At 67.0% G+C, this 21,208-nt stretch carries 18 protein-coding genes; 11 read left to right on the forward strand and 7 right to left on the reverse strand.

The genetic code is table 11. The features are described 5' to 3' along the window. Nucleotides 1-68: 68 nt before the first annotated feature. A complete protein-coding gene (locus NED98_RS02815; RefSeq protein ID WP_265311856.1) occupies nucleotides 69-2,027 on the reverse strand; it encodes an amidohydrolase family protein in 1,959 nt (652 codons plus the stop codon). Nucleotides 2,028-2,290: 263 nt separating this feature from the next. On the opposite strand from NED98_RS02815, the gene NED98_RS02820 reads away from it, so the two are divergent. Then, complete coding sequence (locus NED98_RS02820; RefSeq protein WP_265311857.1) at nucleotides 2,291-2,917, forward strand: septal ring lytic transglycosylase RlpA family protein; 627 nt, start codon at nucleotides 2,291-2,293, stop codon at nucleotides 2,915-2,917. A gap of 65 nt (nucleotides 2,918-2,982) precedes the next feature. Here NED98_RS02820 and NED98_RS02825 read toward each other — a convergent pair whose 3' ends face one another. Genes NED98_RS02825 through NED98_RS02850 form a run of 6 tightly spaced genes read right to left on the reverse strand, consistent with a single transcriptional unit; the run spans nucleotide 2,983 to nucleotide 10,107 of the window. Beyond that, complete coding sequence (locus NED98_RS02825) at nucleotides 2,983-4,008, reverse strand: UDP-glucuronic acid decarboxylase family protein (RefSeq protein WP_265311858.1); 1,026 nt, start codon at nucleotides 4,006-4,008, stop codon at nucleotides 2,983-2,985. After that, on the reverse strand, nucleotides 3,917-4,987 hold the full coding sequence (locus tag NED98_RS02830; RefSeq protein ID WP_265311859.1) for a glycosyltransferase family 2 protein: 1,071 nt from the start codon (nucleotides 4,985-4,987) through the stop codon (nucleotides 3,917-3,919). Before NED98_RS02830 ends, NED98_RS02825 begins: the two co-directional genes overlap by 92 nt. After that, nucleotides 4,984-6,087 carry a glycosyltransferase family 4 protein gene (locus tag NED98_RS02835; RefSeq protein ID WP_265311860.1) on the reverse strand — a complete coding sequence of 368 codons (1,104 nt, stop codon included), beginning with the start codon at nucleotides 6,085-6,087 and terminating at the stop codon, nucleotides 4,984-4,986. Before NED98_RS02835 ends, NED98_RS02830 begins: the two co-directional genes overlap by 4 nt. Continuing rightward, nucleotides 6,084-7,517: an oligosaccharide flippase family protein gene (locus tag NED98_RS02840; protein ID WP_265311861.1), complete on the reverse strand. Its 1,434-nt coding sequence runs from the start codon at nucleotides 7,515-7,517 to the stop codon at nucleotides 6,084-6,086. Before NED98_RS02840 ends, NED98_RS02835 begins: the two co-directional genes overlap by 4 nt. Next, the gene (locus NED98_RS23255) at nucleotides 7,514-9,010 is read right to left on the reverse strand and encodes an O-antigen ligase family protein (RefSeq protein WP_265311862.1); all 1,497 of its coding nucleotides are present in this window, start codon (nucleotides 9,008-9,010) and stop codon (nucleotides 7,514-7,516) included. The genes NED98_RS02840 and NED98_RS23255 overlap by 4 nt, the downstream gene beginning before the upstream one ends. Next, nucleotides 9,007-10,107 (reverse strand): tyrosine-protein kinase family protein, encoded by a 1,101-nt coding sequence (locus NED98_RS02850; RefSeq protein WP_265311863.1) that lies wholly within the window; start codon nucleotides 10,105-10,107, stop codon nucleotides 9,007-9,009. The genes NED98_RS23255 and NED98_RS02850 overlap by 4 nt, the downstream gene beginning before the upstream one ends. 452 nt (nucleotides 10,108-10,559) lie before the next feature. On the opposite strand from NED98_RS02850, the gene NED98_RS02855 reads away from it, so the two are divergent. The 10 genes from NED98_RS02855 to NED98_RS02900 are packed head-to-tail and all read left to right on the forward strand — an operon-like array spanning nucleotide 10,560 to nucleotide 21,190. After that, nucleotides 10,560-11,915 (forward strand): undecaprenyl-phosphate glucose phosphotransferase, encoded by a 1,356-nt coding sequence (locus NED98_RS02855; protein WP_265311864.1) that lies wholly within the window; start codon nucleotides 10,560-10,562, stop codon nucleotides 11,913-11,915. Beyond that, entirely contained in the window at nucleotides 11,915-13,042 is a 1,128-nt protein-coding gene (locus NED98_RS02860; protein WP_265311865.1) for a glycoside hydrolase family protein, read from the forward strand. The genes NED98_RS02855 and NED98_RS02860 overlap by 1 nt, the downstream gene beginning before the upstream one ends. An 18-nt stretch (nucleotides 13,043-13,060) precedes the next feature. Further along, entirely contained in the window at nucleotides 13,061-13,783 is a 723-nt protein-coding gene (locus NED98_RS02865; RefSeq protein ID WP_265311866.1) for a nucleotidyltransferase family protein, read from the forward strand. Next, on the forward strand, nucleotides 13,780-14,754 hold the full coding sequence (locus tag NED98_RS02870) for an NAD-dependent epimerase/dehydratase family protein (protein WP_265311867.1): 975 nt from the start codon (nucleotides 13,780-13,782) through the stop codon (nucleotides 14,752-14,754). Before NED98_RS02865 ends, NED98_RS02870 begins: the two co-directional genes overlap by 4 nt. 16 nt (nucleotides 14,755-14,770) lie before the next feature. Next, nucleotides 14,771-15,691, forward strand: coding sequence for a glycosyltransferase family 2 protein (locus tag NED98_RS02875; protein ID WP_265311940.1), 921 nt, complete (start codon nucleotides 14,771-14,773; stop codon nucleotides 15,689-15,691). Then, a complete protein-coding gene (locus NED98_RS02880) occupies nucleotides 15,688-16,416 on the forward strand; it encodes a polysaccharide biosynthesis/export family protein (RefSeq protein ID WP_265311868.1) in 729 nt (242 codons plus the stop codon). The genes NED98_RS02875 and NED98_RS02880 overlap by 4 nt, the downstream gene beginning before the upstream one ends. Further along, on the forward strand, nucleotides 16,413-18,035 hold the full coding sequence (locus NED98_RS02885) for a GumC family protein (protein WP_265311869.1): 1,623 nt from the start codon (nucleotides 16,413-16,415) through the stop codon (nucleotides 18,033-18,035). The genes NED98_RS02880 and NED98_RS02885 overlap by 4 nt, the downstream gene beginning before the upstream one ends. A 14-nt stretch (nucleotides 18,036-18,049) precedes the next feature. After that, nucleotides 18,050-18,865, forward strand: a complete 816-nt coding sequence (locus tag NED98_RS02890; RefSeq protein ID WP_265311870.1) for a class I SAM-dependent methyltransferase — start codon at nucleotides 18,050-18,052, stop codon at nucleotides 18,863-18,865. Beyond that, complete coding sequence (locus NED98_RS02895) at nucleotides 18,858-20,045, forward strand: DUF1972 domain-containing protein (protein ID WP_265311871.1); 1,188 nt, start codon at nucleotides 18,858-18,860, stop codon at nucleotides 20,043-20,045. The genes NED98_RS02890 and NED98_RS02895 overlap by 8 nt, the downstream gene beginning before the upstream one ends. Further along, on the forward strand, nucleotides 20,042-21,190 hold the full coding sequence (locus NED98_RS02900; RefSeq protein ID WP_265311872.1) for a glycosyltransferase family 4 protein: 1,149 nt from the start codon (nucleotides 20,042-20,044) through the stop codon (nucleotides 21,188-21,190). The genes NED98_RS02895 and NED98_RS02900 overlap by 4 nt, the downstream gene beginning before the upstream one ends. Nucleotides 21,191-21,208: the final 18 nt, after the last annotated feature.

Below are 21,208 nucleotides of genomic sequence, written 5' to 3' on the forward strand. Positions count from 1 at the left end.
GCGAACGGATCATAGCCGCCCACGAATGTTCGGGCCCGGCGCCGATCCAGCCCCGGGCCCCCGTTTTCTTACTTCGGCATCCCGCTCAATCCGCTCGCCGTGCGCAGCGCGGTGCCGTCGAGGCGATAGCCGTCGAGGAACACGGTGTTGACGTGGCGGAGGGTGCCGAGATCCTTCGAGGTGTCGCCGTCGACGAGGATGATGTCGGCGGCCTTGCCCGGCGCGATCGATCCGGCGCGATCGGCCATCCCGGTTATCCGCGCGGGGATGATGGTCGCGGTCTGCAATGCCTCGGCGTTGCTCAGCCCGGCCTGCTGGTAGAGCTCCAGCTCGCGCACCAGCTCGAGCCCATAGCCGTCGGTGCCCGCGACGATCCGCACCCCGGCCTTGTGCAGCCGGTTGACCAGCCCGACCATCTTGTCGAAGCTCTTGCGGAAATCGTCGCGCGTCAGCCCGCCGAACAAGGGATAGCCGCCGACCCGCCAGCTCCGCGCGACCGCGGGCGGCGCGATATCGGCGAAGGGCGCATATTCGGGCGAGATCGCCGAGCCGTCGGAGGTCATCATCGGCTCCCACACCGTCAGCGTCGGATCGATGATCGTGCCGCGCTTGGCGAGCTCGGCATAAAAGGCCGTCATCGCCGGGGAATCGAGATCGACGTCCTTGCCGTATTTCGCCGGGCCTTCGAGCCGCGCGGCGGTATTGGCCTTGTCGACCACCTCCTGCGGCATCGCCTGCATCATGATGAAATTGATGTGGGTGACCTCGTCATAGCCCGCGCGCACCGCATCGAGCGGGCGCATCCCGGCGGGGATATGGCCGTGGACGTGGAGCCCCAATTTGTGCGCCTCGGCGGCGGCCGGGGCGATCCACGCCGGATTCATCGAGGTGTAGAATTTCGCGCCCCACAGCCCGGCCTGTTTGATCTTGTCGACCGCGGCGACCGCCTCCGCCGCCGAGGAGACGGTGAGCGCCCCCTGCGCGGCGAGCGGGTCCTTGCGATCGATGATCACCGAGATCTTGCCGTCGGGGGCGAGCAGATCGCCCGCCGCGCGGCGCCTGTAGATGCTGTGCGCGTCGTCGATCAGCGAGCCCGGGCTGCGATAATTGGTCATCCCGGTCGCGACATTCTGCAGCAGGTTCCAGTCGTCGCCGACATGCTGGTGCGAATCCCACAGCCCCGGCGACAGCGTCTTGCCGCGCCCGTCGATCACCGTCGCGCCGGCGGGAGGCTTGATCGACCCGCCCGCGGCGACCGCGGCGACCTTGCCCCCGGCGATCAGCACCGCGCGATCGGGCAGATATTTGCCCGCCACCGAATCGAACATCAGCACATGATCGACCAGCGTCGGCGTGCGATTGGCCGGGGTGAGGAATTGATGCGCGACATCGCGGACCATCGCCGCGGTGGCCTTGTCCTGGATCTCCTTCAGCTTCGGGCCGTTCTTCTCATATCCTTCGGGCAGCAGCGAAATGACCCCGGCATTGCCGAAGAAGCGATTGTCCTTGTCGAGCCACACCGGCAGCGGGGCGAAGCTGTAGCCGCGGATGAAGGCGAGTTTGACCGTTTCCGCGCCGTTCGGCCCGTCGATCTGCGCCGGCTGGCCGATCGTGATGCTGGCATGCCCGCCCGGCAGCATGTCGATGCCCTTGTCCCCGGCAGCGACCAGCGCGTCGACCTCGCGTTCGGCGGCGAGCGGCGGCCCGCCATAGGTGTTGTAGCGTTTGCCGGCGAACGGGGCCGAGCCCGAATCGATCACCGTCTTCCACCGCGCGACGCCGCCCGCGTCGACGTCGAACGTTTCGGTCGCGTCGCCCTGATCGGTATAGCCGCGGATCGCGATCGCGGTCGGCCGCTTGTCCGGCCCGAGCGTCATCACCTCGTCGGTCTCGGTGACCCAGCCGCGCAGCGACATCGACATGCGATAGGCGATCCGCCCGTCGGGCATCGTCCACGACCAGACGTCGCCGTGTTTTCCGGCGATCGAGCTGAAGGTATAGTGACGCGCGCCAGCCGGCGCGGTCATCAGCTGATCCTTTGAGATCGGCTCGGCGGTGGCGGTCGACGCGGCAATGACGAGCAGAGACGCGAATAATATCCGGCGCATAGATGTGGCCCCTCAACGAGAATGGGGCGGAAACTGACAAGCCGCTGGCGCCAGCGCAACGATTGTTTGATCGCGCGGCAGCTTGTCGCGCTCACTGTGGCGCCGCTGCCGCATCGCGGACCCGGAATCAGCGTCACAAAGCGGCTTCATGAACGCGCGTCGGACGATTACGGTCGCGTGCGATGCTGGACCAAATCAACATCCGCGCCGCAAGCGTCCTCGCCGCGGTCCTGATCCTCGCGGGGTGCGCGGGCGGCAATTATCGCCCCGTCAGCGATACGCCGGTCAGGATCGGCCGGCCCTATGTCGTCCGCGGCACGACCTTTGTCCCCGCCGCCGATCCGACCTACGACATGCTCGGCTATGCAAGCTGGTATGGCGCGGAATCGGGCAATCGAACCGCCAACGGCGAACGCTTCCGTCCGCGCTGGATCACCGCGGCACACACGACATTGCCGCTGCCGACCTATGTCGAGGTGACCGCGCTCGAAACCGGGCGGCGGATCATCGTGCGGATCAACGATCGCGGGCCGTTTGCGACCGGTGGCGGGCGCATCATCGACCTGTCGCGCGGTGCCGCCGACGAACTCGGCATCAAGGCGCAAGGGCATGCGCCGGTCCGCGTCCGCCGCGTCGAGCCTTCGGAGAAAGATCGCGCACGGTTGCGCGCGGGCAAGCCGGCGAGCGAGCTGCCGCCATTGCCGCCGGGGCAATTGGCGAACCTGCGCATGCAGCTTGCGACCGGTATGCAGGCGCCCATCGCCGAGTCCGGCGATCCGGGCGCGCCGATCACCCCGTTGCGGCGCTGAGACGAAAGGCCAGTGTCGGCGCCGGCCCGCCCAAGGGAGAAGGGGCCTTGGCCGGCGCCGCTGGCTCAGCTCTGCTGAACCAGATTCTGGCGTGTCGTAAAGGATTGCTCGGGGAATCGTTCGAAGATCAGGCCGCTATTCTGCGATCCGAGGAAGTCGTCGAAATAAGCGATCGTATGGCGCAGCCCCTCGCGCAGCATCACGGTCGGTTGCCAGCCGAGTTCGGTCCGCGCCAGCTCGATATCGGGGCGACGCTGGCGCGGATCGTCGGTCGGCAGCGGCTTGCGCACCAGTTGGGACTTGGAACGGGTCAGTTCGAGGATCGTCTCGGCAAGCTCCAATATGGTGAACTCTCCGGGATTGCCGATATTGACCGGGCCGGTGAAATCGTCGGGACTGGCCATCAGCCGGATCAGGCCCTCGATCAGATCGTCGACATAGCAGAAGGAGCGCGTCTGCTCGCCGTCGCCATAAATGGTGATCGGCTGGCCGGTGAGCGCCTGCATGATGAAATTCGAGACGACGCGGCCGTCGCCCGGGTCCATCCGTGGGCCATAGGTGTTGAAGATGCGCGCGATCTTGATCTTCACCGATCGCTCGCGATGATAATCGAAGAACAGCGTTTCGGCGCAGCGCTTGCCCTCGTCGTAGCAAGCGCGCGGGCCGGTGGTGTTCACCCGGCCCCAATAATCCTCGCGCTGCGGGTGGATTTCGGGATCGCCATAGACTTCGCTGGTCGACGCCTGGAGAATCTTCGCGCCGACGCGTCGCGCAAGGCCGAGCATGTTGATCGCGCCGTGGACGCTCGTCTTGGTGGTCTGCACCGGGTTGACGCGATATTGGATCGGCGAGGCCGGGCAGGCGAGATTGTATATCTCGTCGACTTCGACGAACAGCGGGAAGGTCACATCGTGCCGCAGGAACTCGAAGCGAGGATTGCCGAGGAGATGGCTGATATTGTTCTTCGATCCGGTGAAGAAATTGTCGACGCACAATACCTCATGCCCGCGGGCGATCAGCCTGTCGCAGAGATGAGAGCCGAGGAATCCGGCGCCACCGGTGACCAATATTCGTTTTACACCCCTGTTCATCGTTCTGCTCCCTTCGGTTGTGCAACGGAGGCTCGCGAAACATCGTCTTGATCATCGCGCCGAGATATCGGCGGCTGAACCGTGCCATCTCGGCATGGCCGCTGCCCGGCCGCACGGCGGCGAGCAGGCTGAAGATCGCCCAGCGGCTGGCATAGCCGGTAAAAAGGATCGCGTCGTAGCACAGCCGGGCGAGCGGCCCGCGCCCCTGGCGGAAGAAGAAACGCGGCCCCTTGTAGACCGTCGCCAGCACCTCCAGCGAGGTCTGCCGGGCAAAGCTCTGCCCGTGGTGGTGGGTGATGCTCTGTCGTGCGGAATAAAGTACCTTCCACCCCGCGTCGCGGACGCGCCGGCACACCTCCATATCCTCGCCGAACATGAAGAAGGCGGGATCGAAGATGCGCGGCCCCGCCGCCGCGCGCCGGAAGGTGAGCGACGCGCCCGACACCCAGTCGATCGGGCGAATGCCGGGCGGATCGTCGTCGAGATAGACCGCCGGCGGCGCCCAGCGGCGCGGCAGCAGGTGGCCGAGAAACAGATAGTTCCACGCGAGATTGGCGAGGGTGGGAAAGGCGCCGCCGGACGCGCGCTGGAAACTGCCGTCGCTGTTGCGCAGCCGCGCGCCGAGGATGCCGATCGCCGGATCGCCCGCGATCGTCGCCAGCATCGTCGCAATGGCGTCGCGGTCGACCATCGTATCGGGGTTGAGCAGCATGACGAACGGCGCGGCGGTCGCCTCGTAACCGCGCTGGCAGCCGCGCGCGAAGCCGAGGTTGGCGCCGCTTTCGATCAGCCGCACCGCGGGGAATTCCGCCGCGACCATCGCCGCGCTGCCGTCGGCGGAATCATTGTCGACGACGATCGTCTCGATGTCGCCCGGCGCCAGCCCCTCGCTGTCGCGGACCGCGGCGAGACAGTCGCGGAGCAGATCGCGGACGTTCCAGTTGACGATGATGATGGCGAGGCGCGGCGGCGCGATCATGCCGCGATATCCCGATAGAGCGCGGCATAGGACGGGCGCAGCGTCGACCAGGCGTAATTGGCGCGGACATGATCGCTCATCACGCGCCGCTGGCGTTCGGCGGGGTCGTGCATCATCGTTTCGAGCAATTGCGCGAGCGCGCCCGGCGCGGTCATGTCGATCCAGCAATCGGGATTGGGCAGCAGCCAGCGGAAATGCGGCGCATCGTGGGTGACGACGGGCAGCCCCGCCCCCGCCGCCTCGACCAGCGCGAGCCCGAATGCCTCGAAGGTCGCGGCATGCGGCATGACATCGGCCAGGGCGTAGAGCTCGCCGACCTCGCTGGAGCGAACATGCGTCACCCGCACCCGATCGCCGAGGCGCGCGCGGGCGTAATCGGGCAGATCGGGATCGCCATGATCGAGGCTGCCGTCGAGCCACAGCAACGGCGCGCCCGGCAGGCGCGCGACCTCGTCGATCAGGTGGTGGGTGCGCTTGTGCCCGCGATTGAGCGCCGCGACCGAGAGGATCACGAAGCGATCGGAGGGGATGCCGTGCCTCGCGCGCAATTCGGCGCGGCCGAGCCGGGTATGGAAATGGTCCGGGCGGTATCCGCAGGGCACCAGCCGCATCGCGCGCGCCGTCTGGCCGCCCGCCACCGCCTCGGCGAGCGTCGCGGCGGAAATCTGGTGGAGCACGTCGCACGGCGGATAATCGCGCGGCGGCATCGCCGTCCCCTCGGTATAGAGCAGGCGGAAGCGCAGTTTCAGCGCGCGGCGCAGGTGGAACAGAAGCCGCGCGAGCGGCGGATCGATGACGTGGACGATATCGTAGCGGCCGTCGCGCAGATGGGGCAGCAGCGCGAGCGCGAAGGTGAGGCATTCGGCGTGCATCGGGGTGCGCCGCATCAGCCGGTGGATCGGCAGATAGCGGATCGCACGCCCGCCGCGCGCCAGGAAGGGGAGCGCGATCTCGTCCGCGGTGCGCGGGCCGCCGCCCTTGAACAACGTCATGCTGAAGTCGCGGCGCATCTCGTCGAACAGGTCGCGGAACAGGCGTTCGAACCCGCGTTGCACCAGCCCGACGCCGGGGCAGGCGATCGCGACGCGCGGCGCGCTCATGCCATGCCTCCCGAAACGATCATCCGGCCCTGGCGCAGCTCGTGCCACAGCGGCCGGATGCTGAAGCGCGCCGCGACCGCGGCGATCGCCGCCAGCGTCGTCACCAGCGTGCCGGCAACGACCCCGCCGAGGAAGGAGCCGGCGATCGGGCTGGCGTCGACGATCGCCACCGATGCCGCCGCGATGGCCAGCAACGCCGCGACCGGTCGCCAGTCGAGCCGAATCTGCACCGCGCGCTGGCCGAGCCAGGAGACGATCGCGGTGCCAAGGAGCAGCTCGACGACGAGATAGCCGATCGCCGCGCCGAGCACGCCGAAGCGCGGGACGAGCAACAGCAGCGCCGCGCCCTGGCCAATCAGCGACAGCAACGTCAGCCCCATCGCCTTTCCCTGCCACCCGGCGATGACGATCAGCGGCGACATGACGGTGGTGATCGCGCGCAGCAGCAGGGTCCATGCCATCAGCCGCAGCACCGCGACCCCCGCGAGGAATTCGGGCCCCATCAGCCCCATCAGGAACGATGCGCCGCCGTGGATGCCGGCGAACATCAGCGCCGCCGCGCCGGTGGAGAGGATCAGCGCGGCCTGTTGCGCGCGCGCCAGCCCGGCGCCGCGTTGCGCGAGGACGGGGAAGAAGGCCGAGGTGACACCCTGCACCGCGACCAGCACGGGGAAGATGAAGCGCGCCGCCGCCATGTAGAGCGCAACCGCCTTGAGATCGAGCAAACGCGCGAGAAGCAGCGGCGCGAGCGCGTCATAGGTGACGACCAGCAGCCCGGCGAGGCCGAGCGGCGCCGCTTGCTTGAGCAGATCCAGCGCCATCCCGCGCGGCGGCGCGCGGCGGCGCATCAGCGGCGCGGCCCAGTGGATCGCCAACCCCGCCTGAACGAGACGCGCCGCGGCGAAGGCGGCGGTCAGCAGCGCGACCGGCGCGCCGGCCCAGGCCGCCGCCGCCAGCAGCGGCAGCGTCGCGAGCGTCCCCGCCAGCTCCGCGGCGATATCGCGGTCCATCCGCATCGCGAGCCGCAGCGCCGCGCGCGCCGGCTGGAGCCACGCATTGGCGAGCACCGAGGCGCCGCCGACCAGCCCCGCGAGCACCAGCGCGCGATCATCGCCCATCGCCAGCAGCAGCAGCGGCAGGGCCGCGGCGCCCGCTACGCCCTGAAGCGCCTTGATCCGTGCGAGCGCGGTCAGCAGCGTGTCGCGCCGCGCGGGCACATGCGCGATATCGCGCACGGCGATGTCGGTCTGGCCGAAATCGACCAGCCATTCGAACAAGGTCACATAGGCCAGCACCAGCATGTAGGCGCCGAAATCGGCCGCGCCGGCGAGCCGCGCGACGATCAGCGCGCTGATCATGCGCAGCGCCGACAAGGCGATCCTGCCGGCGACGAGGCTGGCGGAATTATGGAGGAGGCTGCGCGCGCTCATGCCGTCACCGGCCGGTTGGCCATTTGCCAGTAGCGCACCGCGACGACGATCGCCGCGGCCATCCAGAAGACGCGCGCGCCCGGCATCTGGCGCAGATAGAAGCTGCCGAAACCGTCGACCAGATTGGCGCAGAGCCCCGCCAGCGCGCCGATGCTCAGCGCGTGCAAGGTCGGATCGGCGCAATCGCGCGCGTTGCGCCAGCCGATGCGCAGCAGCGTAAGAAGCACCGCGAGGAAAGCCACGAAACCGATCGTCCCCTGCTCGGCCCAGGTGAGCAGGTAGATATTGTGCACCACCGGCCAGTCCGCGCCGAACCGCTGGATCAGCCCGACATGGCCGCCATATTCGGTGCGCCCGGGGAGGTTGTAGACGAAGCTGTTGAGCCCGGTGCCGACCAGCCAGTGATCCTTTACCATCCCCCAGGCGACGCTCATCCACTCCCAGCGGAAATCGAGCGCGCCCGGATCGCTGCCGGTAAAGCGGTGAAGAATGGCGGGGGCGGCCGCGATCGCGCCCAGCGCCGTTGCGGTCAGCGTCGCAATCGCGAGCGGCGCGGCGCGATGGCGCGATGCCGGGTGGCGCAGCAGCAGCGCGATGACGATCGGCACCGCGAGCGCGAAGGCCAGCCAGCCCGAGCGCGACAACGTGAGCAGCAGCGCGAGCATCGCGGTCGCCAGCGTGAGCGCGATCGGCCAGCGCCAGACGCGCCCGACCCGCGTCGCCAGCATCGCCAGCAGCATCGGCGCGATGATGACGATGAACCCGGCGAGCAGATTGGGATGGCCGAGCAACGCCCCGATGCGGAAGGTGTCGCCGCCGTCCATATAGGTCGCCTTATTGGCATATTCGAGCGTGGTGGCGGTCGCCTCGCCGAGCGACTGCAGCCCGATCGCGCCCTTCTTGGCATATTGCAGGATGCCGATCAGCGACTGCAGCATCAGCCCGCAGCACAATGCGGCAAAAAGATGCAGGAACTGGCGCACGCGCACCAGTTCGTTGACGAGGACGAGGAACAATAGCAGCGTCTTGGCCATCTGGACCGCTTCGACCAGCGGCAGATGCCCGAACGGGCCGACCGAGGCGGTGAAGGCGCCGAGCAGGATCATCACGCTCCACCAGAAGGTGACGGGGGAGAGCCGCAGCCGGCGATGCCCGGCAAGGATATCGCGCACCAGGAAGCAGACGAGCGCGACGAGGAAGAAGTCGACCGCCTCGATCGAATAGGCGCCGGCGCCGCCCATATGCGGCAGCGGATGGAAACGCTTGGCGATCCCGAGCGGCGCGGTGAGACCGAGACCCCAAAGGCAGAACAGCCGCGGATTGCCCGACGCGATCATCATCCCCGCCCCCGCGATCGCCCCGGCGGACAGCAATGCGATCTTCGGCGACGGGGAGAGCCCGGCGACGACGATCAGCGCCGCAATTGCCGCCGCCAGCGCCGCGAGGCCGAGCACGCGAAGATCGGCGTCGGCAGGCGCGAGGCGGCGGATCACGCGGTTGGATCCGTCGGCGGGAGCGCGAGCAGCATCCCGACCTGCCCGATCGCATTGGCGCGAAACGTTTCGCGGCAGCGCGCGAGATCGGGCATGCGCGACTGGCCCTCCTCGGCCAGCACGATCACCAGATCGGCGCCGGCGGCGATCGGCAGGTAGCGCGTGTCGCTGAAAATGGCGTGCTGCTGGATGAGGATATGATCGAAATGCGCGGATAGAGCTGGCAGCAGCGCGGGGAGATCGTTCGAATTCACCGCGCCGGGATTCAGCCCCGCAGGCATCAGGAAGACCGAGGGCCGCGGGAGGAGCTGGATCATTTCGAGCGCGCCGTGGGGATCGTCATCCCGCATGTCGGAAAAGCCCGGGACCGCGCTCAGCCCGAGCGCGCTGCTGATGCCGTCGGCGCGCAGCGTCGCATCGACGACCAGCAATCGCCCGCCGAGCTCGTCCTGCAGCATTGCGGCGAACATCAGCATCGTATCGTTGGCGGTGCCCGCGTCGCAGACCGCGCTCAGCAGGATCGTCGCGATCCGCTTGCCACCCGGCTGCGCCGCGCCGATCCGCCGCGCGAGGTGACGAAAACCGCGCGATGCGGGTTCGCGCGCGACCGCCGGCCGCGCAAGGCGGCGGGCGATCCGGTGGTGCAGCAGCGAGAGCGTCGTGCGGATCCGCGCGGCGCGCCGCGAGGGTTGTGGCGGACGGGCGCGCTCCACGGGCTCGCGCGGCGGATCGGCGGGGATCTCCGCAGTCGCGTCAGGCGCCGGCGCAAGCGTTGCCGGCGCGGGCAGCGGCGACAGCGACGATATCATGTCGGTGAAGGGCGGCTGTACGGTTATCGCCTCGAGCATCTCGGCCATGTTCGGCGGATGCGATTCGCTTGCGGCGTCGGCGATCCAGCTCGCCGGCTTGCTCCAGTCGCGATGCTCGCCGGCGGCCCTCGGCGGGTCGGGCCGTATGGGTCTCCACACGACGACATAACCGCGGGGAACGCGCGCCCACGGGCGGCCGGGGCGGCGGATGATCTCGCGGCCGCAATGCGCGCAGGTCGAAAAGCCGATGCCGGCATTCCATACCGCTCGCGCGCCTGTTCGATGCAAGCCCAGTCCGCATAACATTGGTCATCGCTCCCGCACGGAATCCGATGTCGCCAGCTATGAATAACGCGATACTTGAGGCGGATGATTCATAGATGAAATCATCACGGCCGCGTCATAATCTTGAAATACCAAGATGAATCAACAAAGAGATTCGCCCTGTCTCATTCTGGGACGCGACGAAATTTTGTACTTATTGGCTATTAACATTCGTAAAGTTGTTGATCACGATCCCCTTCGATTCGCGAGTAAAGGGGCGAATCGGTTCGTGCTCTAACTATCCGAACCGGCTGGCAGAACAGCGAACCGCGGCGTTCAAAGCGTATGTGTGAAAGCTTCCCTCCTTTATCAATCGGGGGTGATGATCTGTCATGCGTGATGGCCGAACAGATGACGATTTCAGATCGCGCGGCGTAGTCCAGCAATTCGGCGCCGTTTTCGTGCGCCTATGCCGGTTGACCGATACCGCGCTCGTCGTCGCGATGCTGTTCCTCGTCTTTGCCGCCGGTTGGGAATCGCCGCACCCGATCGCGGTGGAAGCATTGCTATGCATCGCAATATTGGAGCTGATCGCATCCTTTTCTCATCTCAGCCGATCGTGGCGGATCAATAGACTGCGGCACGAGCTCGCCAAGCTGACGGTCTATTGGACTGCCTGTTTCGTGGCGATCATGGCATCCTTCTATCTGATCGGCGATCTGCCGCTCGACCAGGCGGGGCGGTGGCTGCCGGCGGCGGCGGGATGGTATGCCTCATCGCTGGCGGCGATCATGCTGTTCCGCATCATCCTGCGGATGGCGCTGCGCTATTATCGTGCCTTCGGCCACGATCAGCGCAATGCGGCCTTTATCGGCGCCACCGATACGACCGAGCGCCTGCTGGCGGTGTTCGACAAGCATCGCTGGATGGGGATCCGGCCGCTCGGCGTATTCGACGATCGCCGCCCGGCGGACGGGCGCACCGTCGCGCTGGGCGAGGATGCGTTCGGCGGCAATGTCGACCAATTGTACCAGCTCGCGCGGCAGGGCCGGGTCAGCCGCATCTATGTCACGCTGCCGATGGCGGCGGAGCAGCGGATCAAGGCGATCATCGACCGGTTCGGGGATACCACCGCGTCGATCTATTATTGTCCGCCGCTGTCGCGACTGGATCTCGTCGGCGCGCGCTGGGACGATCTCTATGGCCAGCCAGTCGTCAGCGTGGTCGAGTCGCCGTTCGAGGGCTATTCGCGTGTCGTCAAGCGGATCGAGGACGTCGCATTATTGGTGTTGATCCTGCCGATCATTCTGATCCCGACGATCCTGATCGCGCTGCTGATCCGCCTCGATTCGCCCGGCCCGGTCTTCTATCGCCAGACACGCTACGGGCTGGACGGCAAGCCGTTCCAGATCTGGAAATTCCGCAGCATGTACGCGGGCGGCGAGGATCGGTTCGTGCAGGCGCGGCGCGGCGACACGCGGGTGACGCGCGTCGGGGCGATCCTGCGCCGCACCTCGCTCGACGAGCTGCCGCAATTCTTCAACGTGCTCGACGGCAGCATGTCGGTGATCGGGCCGCGCCCGCATCCGGTAAGACTCAACGAAGAGTTCCGCACGGTGATCCGCCGCTATATGGTGCGGCATAAGATCAAGCCGGGGATCACCGGACTCGCCCAGGTCAACGGGTGGCGCGGCGAGACCGAGACGCTGGACAAGATGCAGCAGCGTGTCGCGCACGATATCGAATATCTGCGCCGCTGGTCGCTGCGGCTCGATCTCAAGATCCTGCTCCAGACGCTGATCGTGCCGTTCCACGGCCGGAATGCTTATTGATGCGGGCGCGATTTCTTCCCCGGCTCGCGCATCAACTCGCGCCGCTGGCGATGCTGGCGGGCTGCGGCGCCGCGGCGCCCGAGCCGGTGCTGCCTGCGGCCCAACCGGACTGGCGGGTCGAGGCTGCGCCGCAATTGCCCGCCGGGGCGCTGCGCGCGCAGGCGTTGTGGAACGATCCGTCGGTGCTGCGCGAGGGGCGGGGGTACGTCATGTATCTGACGACCAGCACGGTCAAACCGTTCGAGCCGCCGATCCTGCCGTTCCGTGCGGTATCGCCGGACGGGCGCAGCTGGTCGCTCTCGCCCGCCCAACCCTTGCTATCGCCGCAGGGCGGCCCCTATGTCAGCGTCGAGACGCCGAGCGTCGTGCGCTTCGCCGGCCGATATTTCATGGCCTTTACCGGTATTTATCCGTCGGGCGCGGCATCGCCGATGGCGATCGGGCTCGCCGTGTCGGGCGACGGGGTCACATGGCAGGTGGCGCAGTGGACCTTGCTCAAGGCGACCGGCGGCGCGACCGACTGGAACGGCTATCTCGTCGGCGAGCCCGGCGCGGTGGTGGTGAAGGATCGGCTGCTGATCTATTTCTCCGCGGTCGGCGCGCGCGAGGGTGGCGGGCCGCCGCTCCAGTCGATCGGCGTGGTCGAATCGACCGACGGCGCGCATTTTTCCGCACCGCGGCAGGTGCTGACGCAGGGCGCGCTCTATCCCGCGGCGCAAGGCTATGCCGGCTATAGCTCGCCCGCCGCGCTGGCGCGCGCCGACGGGAGCGTCGACCTCTTCTATTCGGTCGTCCATGTCCTCAAGGGCGGCGATCCCGAGTGGCGGCAGGTGGCGATCCACCACGCGCGTTCGCGCGACGGCTCGCCGCCGTTCGACGAGGATCGCGCGCCGGTCGTGACCCGCGACAGCGCGCGCTGGACCGGCGGCGAGATCCTCGCCCCCGCGCCGCTCGTCGACGACGGCATGCTCAAGCTCTGGTTCGGCGGGCATGTGCGGCAGGCCGCGCTCGCGCCACTGATCAAGCGCGGATTGAAGGGGCCGGAATTCGGTATCGGCTTCGCGGCGATACCGCTCGACCGGTTCGAGCAGGCGACAGGGGAAGTGACGAACGCTGTTCAACGATGATGGAAGGGGAGACATTCCATGAAGGTCGTTATTCTATGCGGCGGGCAAGGTATCAGGGCCTTTCCCTTCACCACTTATCTGCCCAAGCCGATGCTGCCGCTGGGCGGCACCCCGGTTCTGGTTCATGTGATCAAGAACTTCATCCGTCAGGGCTTCACCGACTTCATTCTCGCAGCGGGTTATCGCAAGGATGTTCTTCACGATTATTTCGAGGGCAAGGATATCGGCGCGCGGATCGAGATCGTCGATACCGGCGAGGATTCGGATACCGGACGCCGCATCTATAATTGCCGCCACCTGATCGACGGCCCGTTCATCGCGACCTATGGCGACGGGCTGTGCGACGTCCCGCTCGACGATCTGGTCGCCTTTCACCACGGGCATGACGCGCGGCTGACGATCACCTCGGTGCCGATGTATTCGCAATATGGCGTGATGAGCGTCGCCGACGATGGCGCGATCAGCAAATTCGTCGAAAAGCCGCTGATCGAGGATTATTGGATCAATGCGGGCTTCATGGTGATGGACCCGTCGATCTTCGACGACTGGAACGGCGAGAATCTCGAGCGCGATATCATCCCGCCGCTGATCGGGCGGCACGATGCTTATACCTATCGTCACGCCGGCTTCTTCAAGTCGTTCGATTTCTACAAGGACGTGGTCGAGATGGACGAGGTGATCGCCAGCGGCGGCCCCTTGCCCTGGGTGGTCGCGCCGGTGCTGCGGGAGCAAGCGGCATGAGCTTCTGGAAAGGTAAGACCTGCCTGGTCACCGGCGCCACCGGCTTCCTCGGCGGCTCGCTCGTCGCGCGGCTGCTCGATGAAGGCGCCGAGGTCGTTGCGCTGGTGCGCGATATGGTGCCGCAATCGCGCTTCCACGCCGGCGATCTCGCCGCGCGCGCCAAGGTGGTGCGCGGCCAGCTCGAGGATTATGAGCTGATCGAGCGCGCGATCAACGAATATGCCGTCGACACGGTATTCCACCTCGCCGCGCAGGCGATCGTCGGGGTCGCCAACCGCAATCCGATGTCGACCTTCGAATCCAATATCAAAGGCACCTGGGTGCTGCTCGAGGCGTGCCGCCGCGTGCCGACGATCGAGCGCGTGATCGTCGCCTCGTCCGACAAGGCCTATGGCGACCACGACATGCTGCCCTATCAGGAGGATTTCGCGCTGCAGGGGCGGCATCCCTATGACGTGTCGAAGAGCTGCGCCGATCTGATCGCGCTTTCCTATGCCACGACCTACAAGCTGCCGGTGTCGATCACGCGCTGCGGCAATCTGTTCGGGCCGGGCGATCTCAACGTGAACCGCATCGTGCCGGGGACGTGCCTGTCGATCGTCGACGGCGAACGCCCGGTGATCCGCTCGGACGGCTCGCCGGTGCGCGACTATGTGTTCGTCGAGGATATCGTCTCGGGCTATCTCAAGCTCGGCGAGCATATGGGCGACGACGCGGTGGTCGGGCGCGCGTTCAACTTCGGCACCGGCGATCCGGTCAGCGCGCTCGATCTGGTGCGCCGCATCCTCGCCGGGAGCGCGCGCGCCGATCTCGAACCGATCGTGCTCAACAATGCGCACGGCGAGATCCAGGCGCAATATCTCTCCTCCGCGCTGGCCGCCGACAAGCTCGGCTGGACGCCCGCGGCGGGGCTCGACGAGCGGCTGACGCAGACCTTCGACTGGTATCGGGAGAATCGGCATTTCTTCTGAGCGGATCTTCGTCGGCATCCCGACCTTCAACCGGCCCGATTTCGTCCGCGAAACGGTGGCGAGCCTGCGCGCGCAGACCTTCGGCTATTTCCGCGCGATCGTCAGCGACAATCGCTCGCCGGACGGGGCGGGCGACACCGTGCGCGCCTATGTCGAGGCGCTCGGCGACCGTCGCATCGGCTTCGTGGAGCAGCCGGAAAACGGCGGCGAATATGGCCAGGGGCGCTATTTGTTCGGCGCCGCGGGCGATGCCGATTATTTCTGCATCCTCCACGACGACGATGTGCTGGCGCCTTCCTATCTGCAGCGCGCAGTGGCCGCGCTGGACGCCGCGCCCGATGTCGCGCTGTTCGTCGCCAACCCCTGGGTGATGGATGAGGCCGGAACGCGGCTGACGCTGGAAACCTATGGCTATCAGCGCGATCACGGGCGCAGCCGGCGCGAAGGCGGGCGCTTCCCGGTGCTCGAGACGCATATGGCGAGCGGGTTCACGCCGATCTCGGGCACCGTGTTCCGCACTGCGTGGCTGCGCCGCTCGGGGTTCGTCGATCAGGATTGCCACGGAAATTTCCCGTTCGAACTCAACGTCATGACCCGCCTGGGCGATATCGGCGCGACCGGCTGGTACGAGCCCGATCTGCTGCTCGGGGTGCGCTATCATGCCGGGTCGCTGCGCAATATGCTCGGGCTGATGCGCAATCCGGCGGTGGTCGGCACGATGCTGCGCATCCTCGAACGCCGGCAGTATAGCGGTGCGCCCGAGCGACGGCGGCGCAAGATCGTCTCCCGATTGTACCGCGCGCAGGCCGATATCGCGCTCGCCGGCGGCGACCGGGACGAGGCGCGTGCCAAGCTGCGCGCCGCCTGCGCCGCCAATCCGCTGTCGCCGCGGGCCTGGGGGCGGCGGCTCGGCGTGGCGATGGGGGCAGGGGCATGAGGGCGGCGGTCGCGACATTCCTGCTGCTGCTCGCCGGCTGCGCGGGGAGCCTCAACGAAACCCGCACGATCCCTGCCGCGCCCGACGTGCTGACGTCGATCGGCCGCTATCGCCAGGCCTATGTCCTGGCGCCGGGCGATGTGATCGAGGTGCTGGTCGATCATATGCCCGAGGTGTCGCGTACCGTGACGGTGCGACCCGACGGGATGGTGAGCCTCCCCAAGGCCGGCGACCTGCGCGTCGCGGGCCTCATGCCGCAGGAGGCGGCGGGGCTGGTGCGGCGCGAGTTGCTGCGCCGGATCATCGATCCCGAGGTGACGATCACCGTCACCAACCCGCGCGAGGAAAAGGTATTCGTCGCGGGCGAGGTGGGACACCCCGGCGCGCTTCCGCTGCGCGACGTGCCGACCGCGGCGCAGGCATTGATTCAGGCCGGGGATATCGGGCGGTCGGGCAAGCTTTCCAACGTGGCGCTGATCCGGCTCGAACCGTCGGGCTATCTCACCGCGCATATCCTGCAATCGCAGGCACGCGGGAAGGCGGGGCTGCTGCTGACGCTCCAGAATGTGCCGCTCCAGCCCGGCGACCTGCTGATCGTCCAGGAAACCGCCAGCTCGCAATTCGCGCGGGTGATCCAGGACTATCTCAATGCGCCGCTCGGCGGGCTCAATCAGGTGCTGATGCCCTACGCCCAGCTCAGGGTGCTGCAGGAGATCAGCAAATGACCGACGCCTCCCCCCTGCTGCCGGCGCCGGAGGCGGTGGCGCATCGCCCCGAGGCGGATACATTCGATTTCCGCCGGGCGGGGCAGGCGCTGATGCTGGCGGTCGCCGGGCATCGGCGGCTGATCCTTGTCGTCACCGGGCTGACGCTCGTGCTGGTGACGCTCTATATCGCGCTCTGGCCGCCGATCTATACCGCCTCGGTGACGCTGTCGGCGGGGGCCGAGGACGATCGGCAGCGCGAAAATTTCTATGACGGATGGGCGGTGTTCCGGCGCAACGCGCTGAAGGACGAAGTGGTGATGGCGACGTCCGGCCCGGTGCTGCATCAGGTGATCGGCGAGCTGAAGCTCGACTATCGCGACGTCTATCACCCGCCGCTGCGCTATCTCACCTATCTGTGGACGCAATCCTGGCCGGGCGAGGCGTGGCGCTGGACCAAGGAGCGGATCTTTCCCCGGCCGCAATCGCGCTACATCCTCTCGCCGCAGCAGCAGGAGGAAGCGCGCACGCTCGACGATTTCCGCACCGGGGTATCGCTCCAGCCGCTCAACGACACCAATATCGGCGTCCTGCACGTCCGCGGGCCTTCGCCGCGCGTCGCGGAGATCGCCGACAAGGTCGCGGAAACCTATCTCGCGCAGCGTCGCCAGCGCTTCGCGCGCGAGGCGCGTCAGGCGTATGACGCGCTCGAGGTGGAGGCCGATAAGACACGGCGCAATCTGCTCACGCTCGAACAGCAGATGGAGCGTTATTATACCCAGAACGACATGCTGTTGATGTTCGAGAAGGACAAGGTAGAGGTCAGCCAATATCTCGGCATGCAAGGCGAGCTCGACGCGCGGCGCACCGCGATCGCACAGACCCAGCGCGAGTTGATGGCCGTATCGGGGCAATTGGCACGCGAGGCGCGTGAAGTCGTCGCCGCGCGGACATTGGGGGACAATCCCGTCCTCGCGACGATGCGCCAGGATCTCGCCAAGCTGAAACTGTCGCGCGACAATATGCTGATCCGCTATCGCCCGGATTCGCCGGAGGTGGCCGATCTCAACGCGCAGATCGCGGTGCTGGAAAAGCAGATGGCAGGTCAGGCGGCGCGCAGCGTTCAGCAGACCAGCATCGCCCGCAATACCGGCTATGAGACATTGGCGGCGCGCAAGGCCGCGCTCGAATCCAAGCTCGCGGGCGATCGCGGCGCGTTGATCAGCCTGTCGGCCGATGTCGCCGCGCGGCGGCAGGAGGTCGATCGCATTCCGCAGAAGATGAAGGAAAGCCACGATCTCGGCCGCGCGCATGATGCGCTGGAAAAGACCTATCTGGCGTTGCAGGAGAAACTGACGACCGCGGCGGTGACCGCGGCGACCGCCGAATCCGCGCCCTCGTCGATCCAGATCGTCGAACATGCCGCGCTGCCCGACAAGCCCGACTGGCCGTCGACCAAGCTGCTGCTGATCGGCGGGCTGATCGCCGGGCTGGGCGCGGGGGTGGCGAGCGCGCTGGTGCTCGATGTCGCGCGCGATCGCGTCAACCGGTTTCGCCTGAGCGCGCCCGACGCGCCCTTTCCGCTTCTCGCGACCGTCGCGCAGGACCCGTCCTTCGCGCGGGGATTGTATCGGGGATGAAGGAGCCGAGCGGCATGAAATATCAGATCCTCAGCGCGACGCGCGCGCTCGGTTTGTTGCCCGTGTTCGACCGCGTCTCCTATCTGCGCCGGACCGCGGGGAAAGCGCGCGACAATCGCGCGTTCCGCGCCGCGCATCCCGATTTCGCGGTGCCGCCCGCCGATCTCGCCTTCGATGCTTACAACAAGGTCGACTGGGCGGAGTATCACGATATCGGGCACGAACATGCCCGGGTGTTCGCGGACCTAGTGCGCCGGCACGTTCCGGCGTCGTCGCGGCTCAGTATATTGGAATGGGGTTGCGGGCCGGGGCGGCTCATCCGGCATCTGCCCGATCTGCTCGCCGATCGCGCGCCGCGGCTCACCGGCACCGATTACAATCCGGCGACGATCGCGTGGTGCGCGGTGAACCTGCCCGGGATCGATTTCGCGCTGAACGAGCTCGCGCCGCCCTTGCCCTTTCCCGACGGGACGTTCGACGCGATCTATAATTTCTCGGTCTTCACGCATCTTTCCGCCGACATGCACGAGGCCTGGGCGATGGAATTGCGGCGCGTGCTGCGGCCCGGCGGCCTGTTGATCGCGACGACCCACGGCGATCACTATCGCTATCTGCTGGCGCAGCGCGCCGAGCGCGAGGCTTATGATCGCGGCGAGATCGTCACCCAGGCGCAATATCAGGAGGGGAAGAAATGGTATTTCGCGGTCCACCCGCCTGCCTATGTGCGGAACAGGCTGCTCGCGCGGTTCGAACGGGTCGAGCAGGTACAGCCCGGCGCGACCGCCGATATGACGCAGGACGTGTGGATCGGGTTCAAGCCGCATGAGTGATGCATCCGCCCCGTTGCGCATCGCGCTGATCGGCGACCGCGGAATTCCGGCGCGCTACAGTGGGTTCAGTACCTTGGTCGAGGAGCTGGCGGTCGGGCTGGTGCGCGATCACGGCATGGACGTGACGGTCTATTGCCGCAACCAATATTATGATTCGCGCCCGCCGCACTATAAAGGCGTCAATTGTCGGTATCTGCCCGCGCCCGGAGGCAAGAGTTTCGAAAGCATCGTCCACAGCAATATGGCGATCCTCGACGCCTGCGCGCGGCGCTTCGATCTCGCCTTCGTGGTCGATCCGGGGAACGGGCCGTTCATCCTCCCGCTGAAGGCGATGCGCGTCCCCGTCGTCATCCACACCGACGGGCTCGGCTGGCAAAGGCGCAAATGGAGCCCGCTCCAACAGCGTTATTATCAATGGTCGGAGAAGGCGAGTGCCAGACTAGCCGACTGGCTCGTCACCGATTCGCGCGCGATGCAGCGCTATTACGCCCAAGAATATGACGCGCCGTCGACCTATATTCCCTATTCCGGCAAGGTCGGGGACGAGCCGGACGCGGCTGCACTGGAACGCTTCGGGGTTACACCCGGCGATTATTATCTGGTGGTGGCGCGGATGGAGCCGGAAAATAACGTCGATCTTATCATTCGCGAATATCGTGCGGCCGGGGTCACGCGGCCACTGATCGTCGTCGGCAGCGTTCCTTATGAGAGCGATTATGCGCGGGCGATCGCGCTGGAGGATGATGGTCAGGTGCGTTGCGTCGGCGGGGTGTTCGAGTCAACAGCGCTCAACGCGCTCTACCGGCATTGCGCGCTCTATCTCCACGGGCATGAGGTCGGCGGTACCAATCCCAGTCTGCTCCGCGCGATGCATTGGGGCGCGCCGTGCCTGCCGATCAACGTCGTGTTCCATCGCGAGGTGGTGGGGGACGACAATCCCTATTTCGACAAGGCCCCCGGCCATCTTGCCGCGTTGCTGCGCGCGCTTGACGGCGACGTGGATCGCCGCGCGGCATTGGGGCGGGCGGCGCAGGCGCGCGCCGCCGCGGTGTTTCGCTGGGATGCGGTGGTCGACGGTTATGCGACATTGTTCCGGCATGTCGTCGCGCAGCGCCGCACCGGGCGGCAGGCGGCGCCGGAAAAGGTGGGCGAAACCTATCGTCCTGAACTGTTCGTTTGAAGATCCTCCACGTCTTCAACCGGCATCGCGGCGGGGGCGGATCGGACAATGCCTGGGATGCGACGATCGCTCTGTCGCGCCGCCGGGGGCTGGAGATCACGACATTCGAGCGCGACAGCCGTGCGCTGCCGCCGGGTCTGGCGGGGAAGGTATCGGCCTTTGCCAACGGCCTTTACGGCGCGGCCGCGCTGCGGGATTTTCGCCGGCGGCTACGCGACGCGCGGCCCGATATCGTCCACACCCACGAACTCTATCCGCTGATCACGCCCTGGGTGCTCGAACTCTGCGCGGATGCCGGGGTGCCGGTGGTGCATAGCTGTTACGATTTCCGCATCACCTGCCCGGTCGCGACGCATTATGACGGCGCGGCGGTCTGCACGCGTTGTGCGGATTCGGGCGCGCATCAGGCGGTGGTGCGCAATTGCCGCGGGAACCGCGCGGAAAGCGCTGCCTTCGCGCTGCGCCACGCAGTGGCGGGCTGGCGCGGTCTTTACCAGCGGCATGTCGCGCAATTCATCGTCCTCACCGATTTCAGCCGCCGCTGGCTGATCGAGCGCGCGGGGATCGCGCCTGAGCGGATCACCGTCAACGAATGCGCGATTCCCGCCGCGCCCGCGCCGGTCGATCCGATGGGCGGCGGCTATATCGGCTATGCCGGGCGCTTCGTGCCCGAGAAAGGGATCGACACCTTGCGCGATGCGGCGCGGATCAGCGGATTGCCGGTGCGGCTCGCCGGCCCCGCGGGAAGCGATCGCCGCCATGTCGACGGCGCGGACATTGCCGTCACCCTCACCGCGAATGCCGAGCAATTGGCGGCTTTCTATCGCGGCGCGCGCTTCTTGGTGGTGCCGAGCCTGTGGTTCGAGACCTTCGCGATCGTCGCCGCGGAAGCGATGGCGCATGGCATCCCGGTGATCGCGGCGCGGATCGGCGCGCTGCGCGACACGGTGCGTGAAGGCGAGACCGGGCTCCATTTCACCCCGGGGGATCCGGTCGACCTTGCCGCGACGATGCGCCGGCTGTGGGACGATCCTGCGCTGTGCCGCCGCCTCGGCCGCGCGGCGCATCGAGACGTGCAACATCGGTTCAGCGAAGACGCGCATTTCACGCGCCTGATTGAGGCCTATCGACGCGCGGCGGCATAGCGAGCCGCGACGCGACCG

This window comes from Sphingomonas lycopersici (assembly GCF_026130605.1).
GTDB lineage: Bacteria > Pseudomonadota > Alphaproteobacteria > Sphingomonadales > Sphingomonadaceae > Sphingomonas > Sphingomonas lycopersici.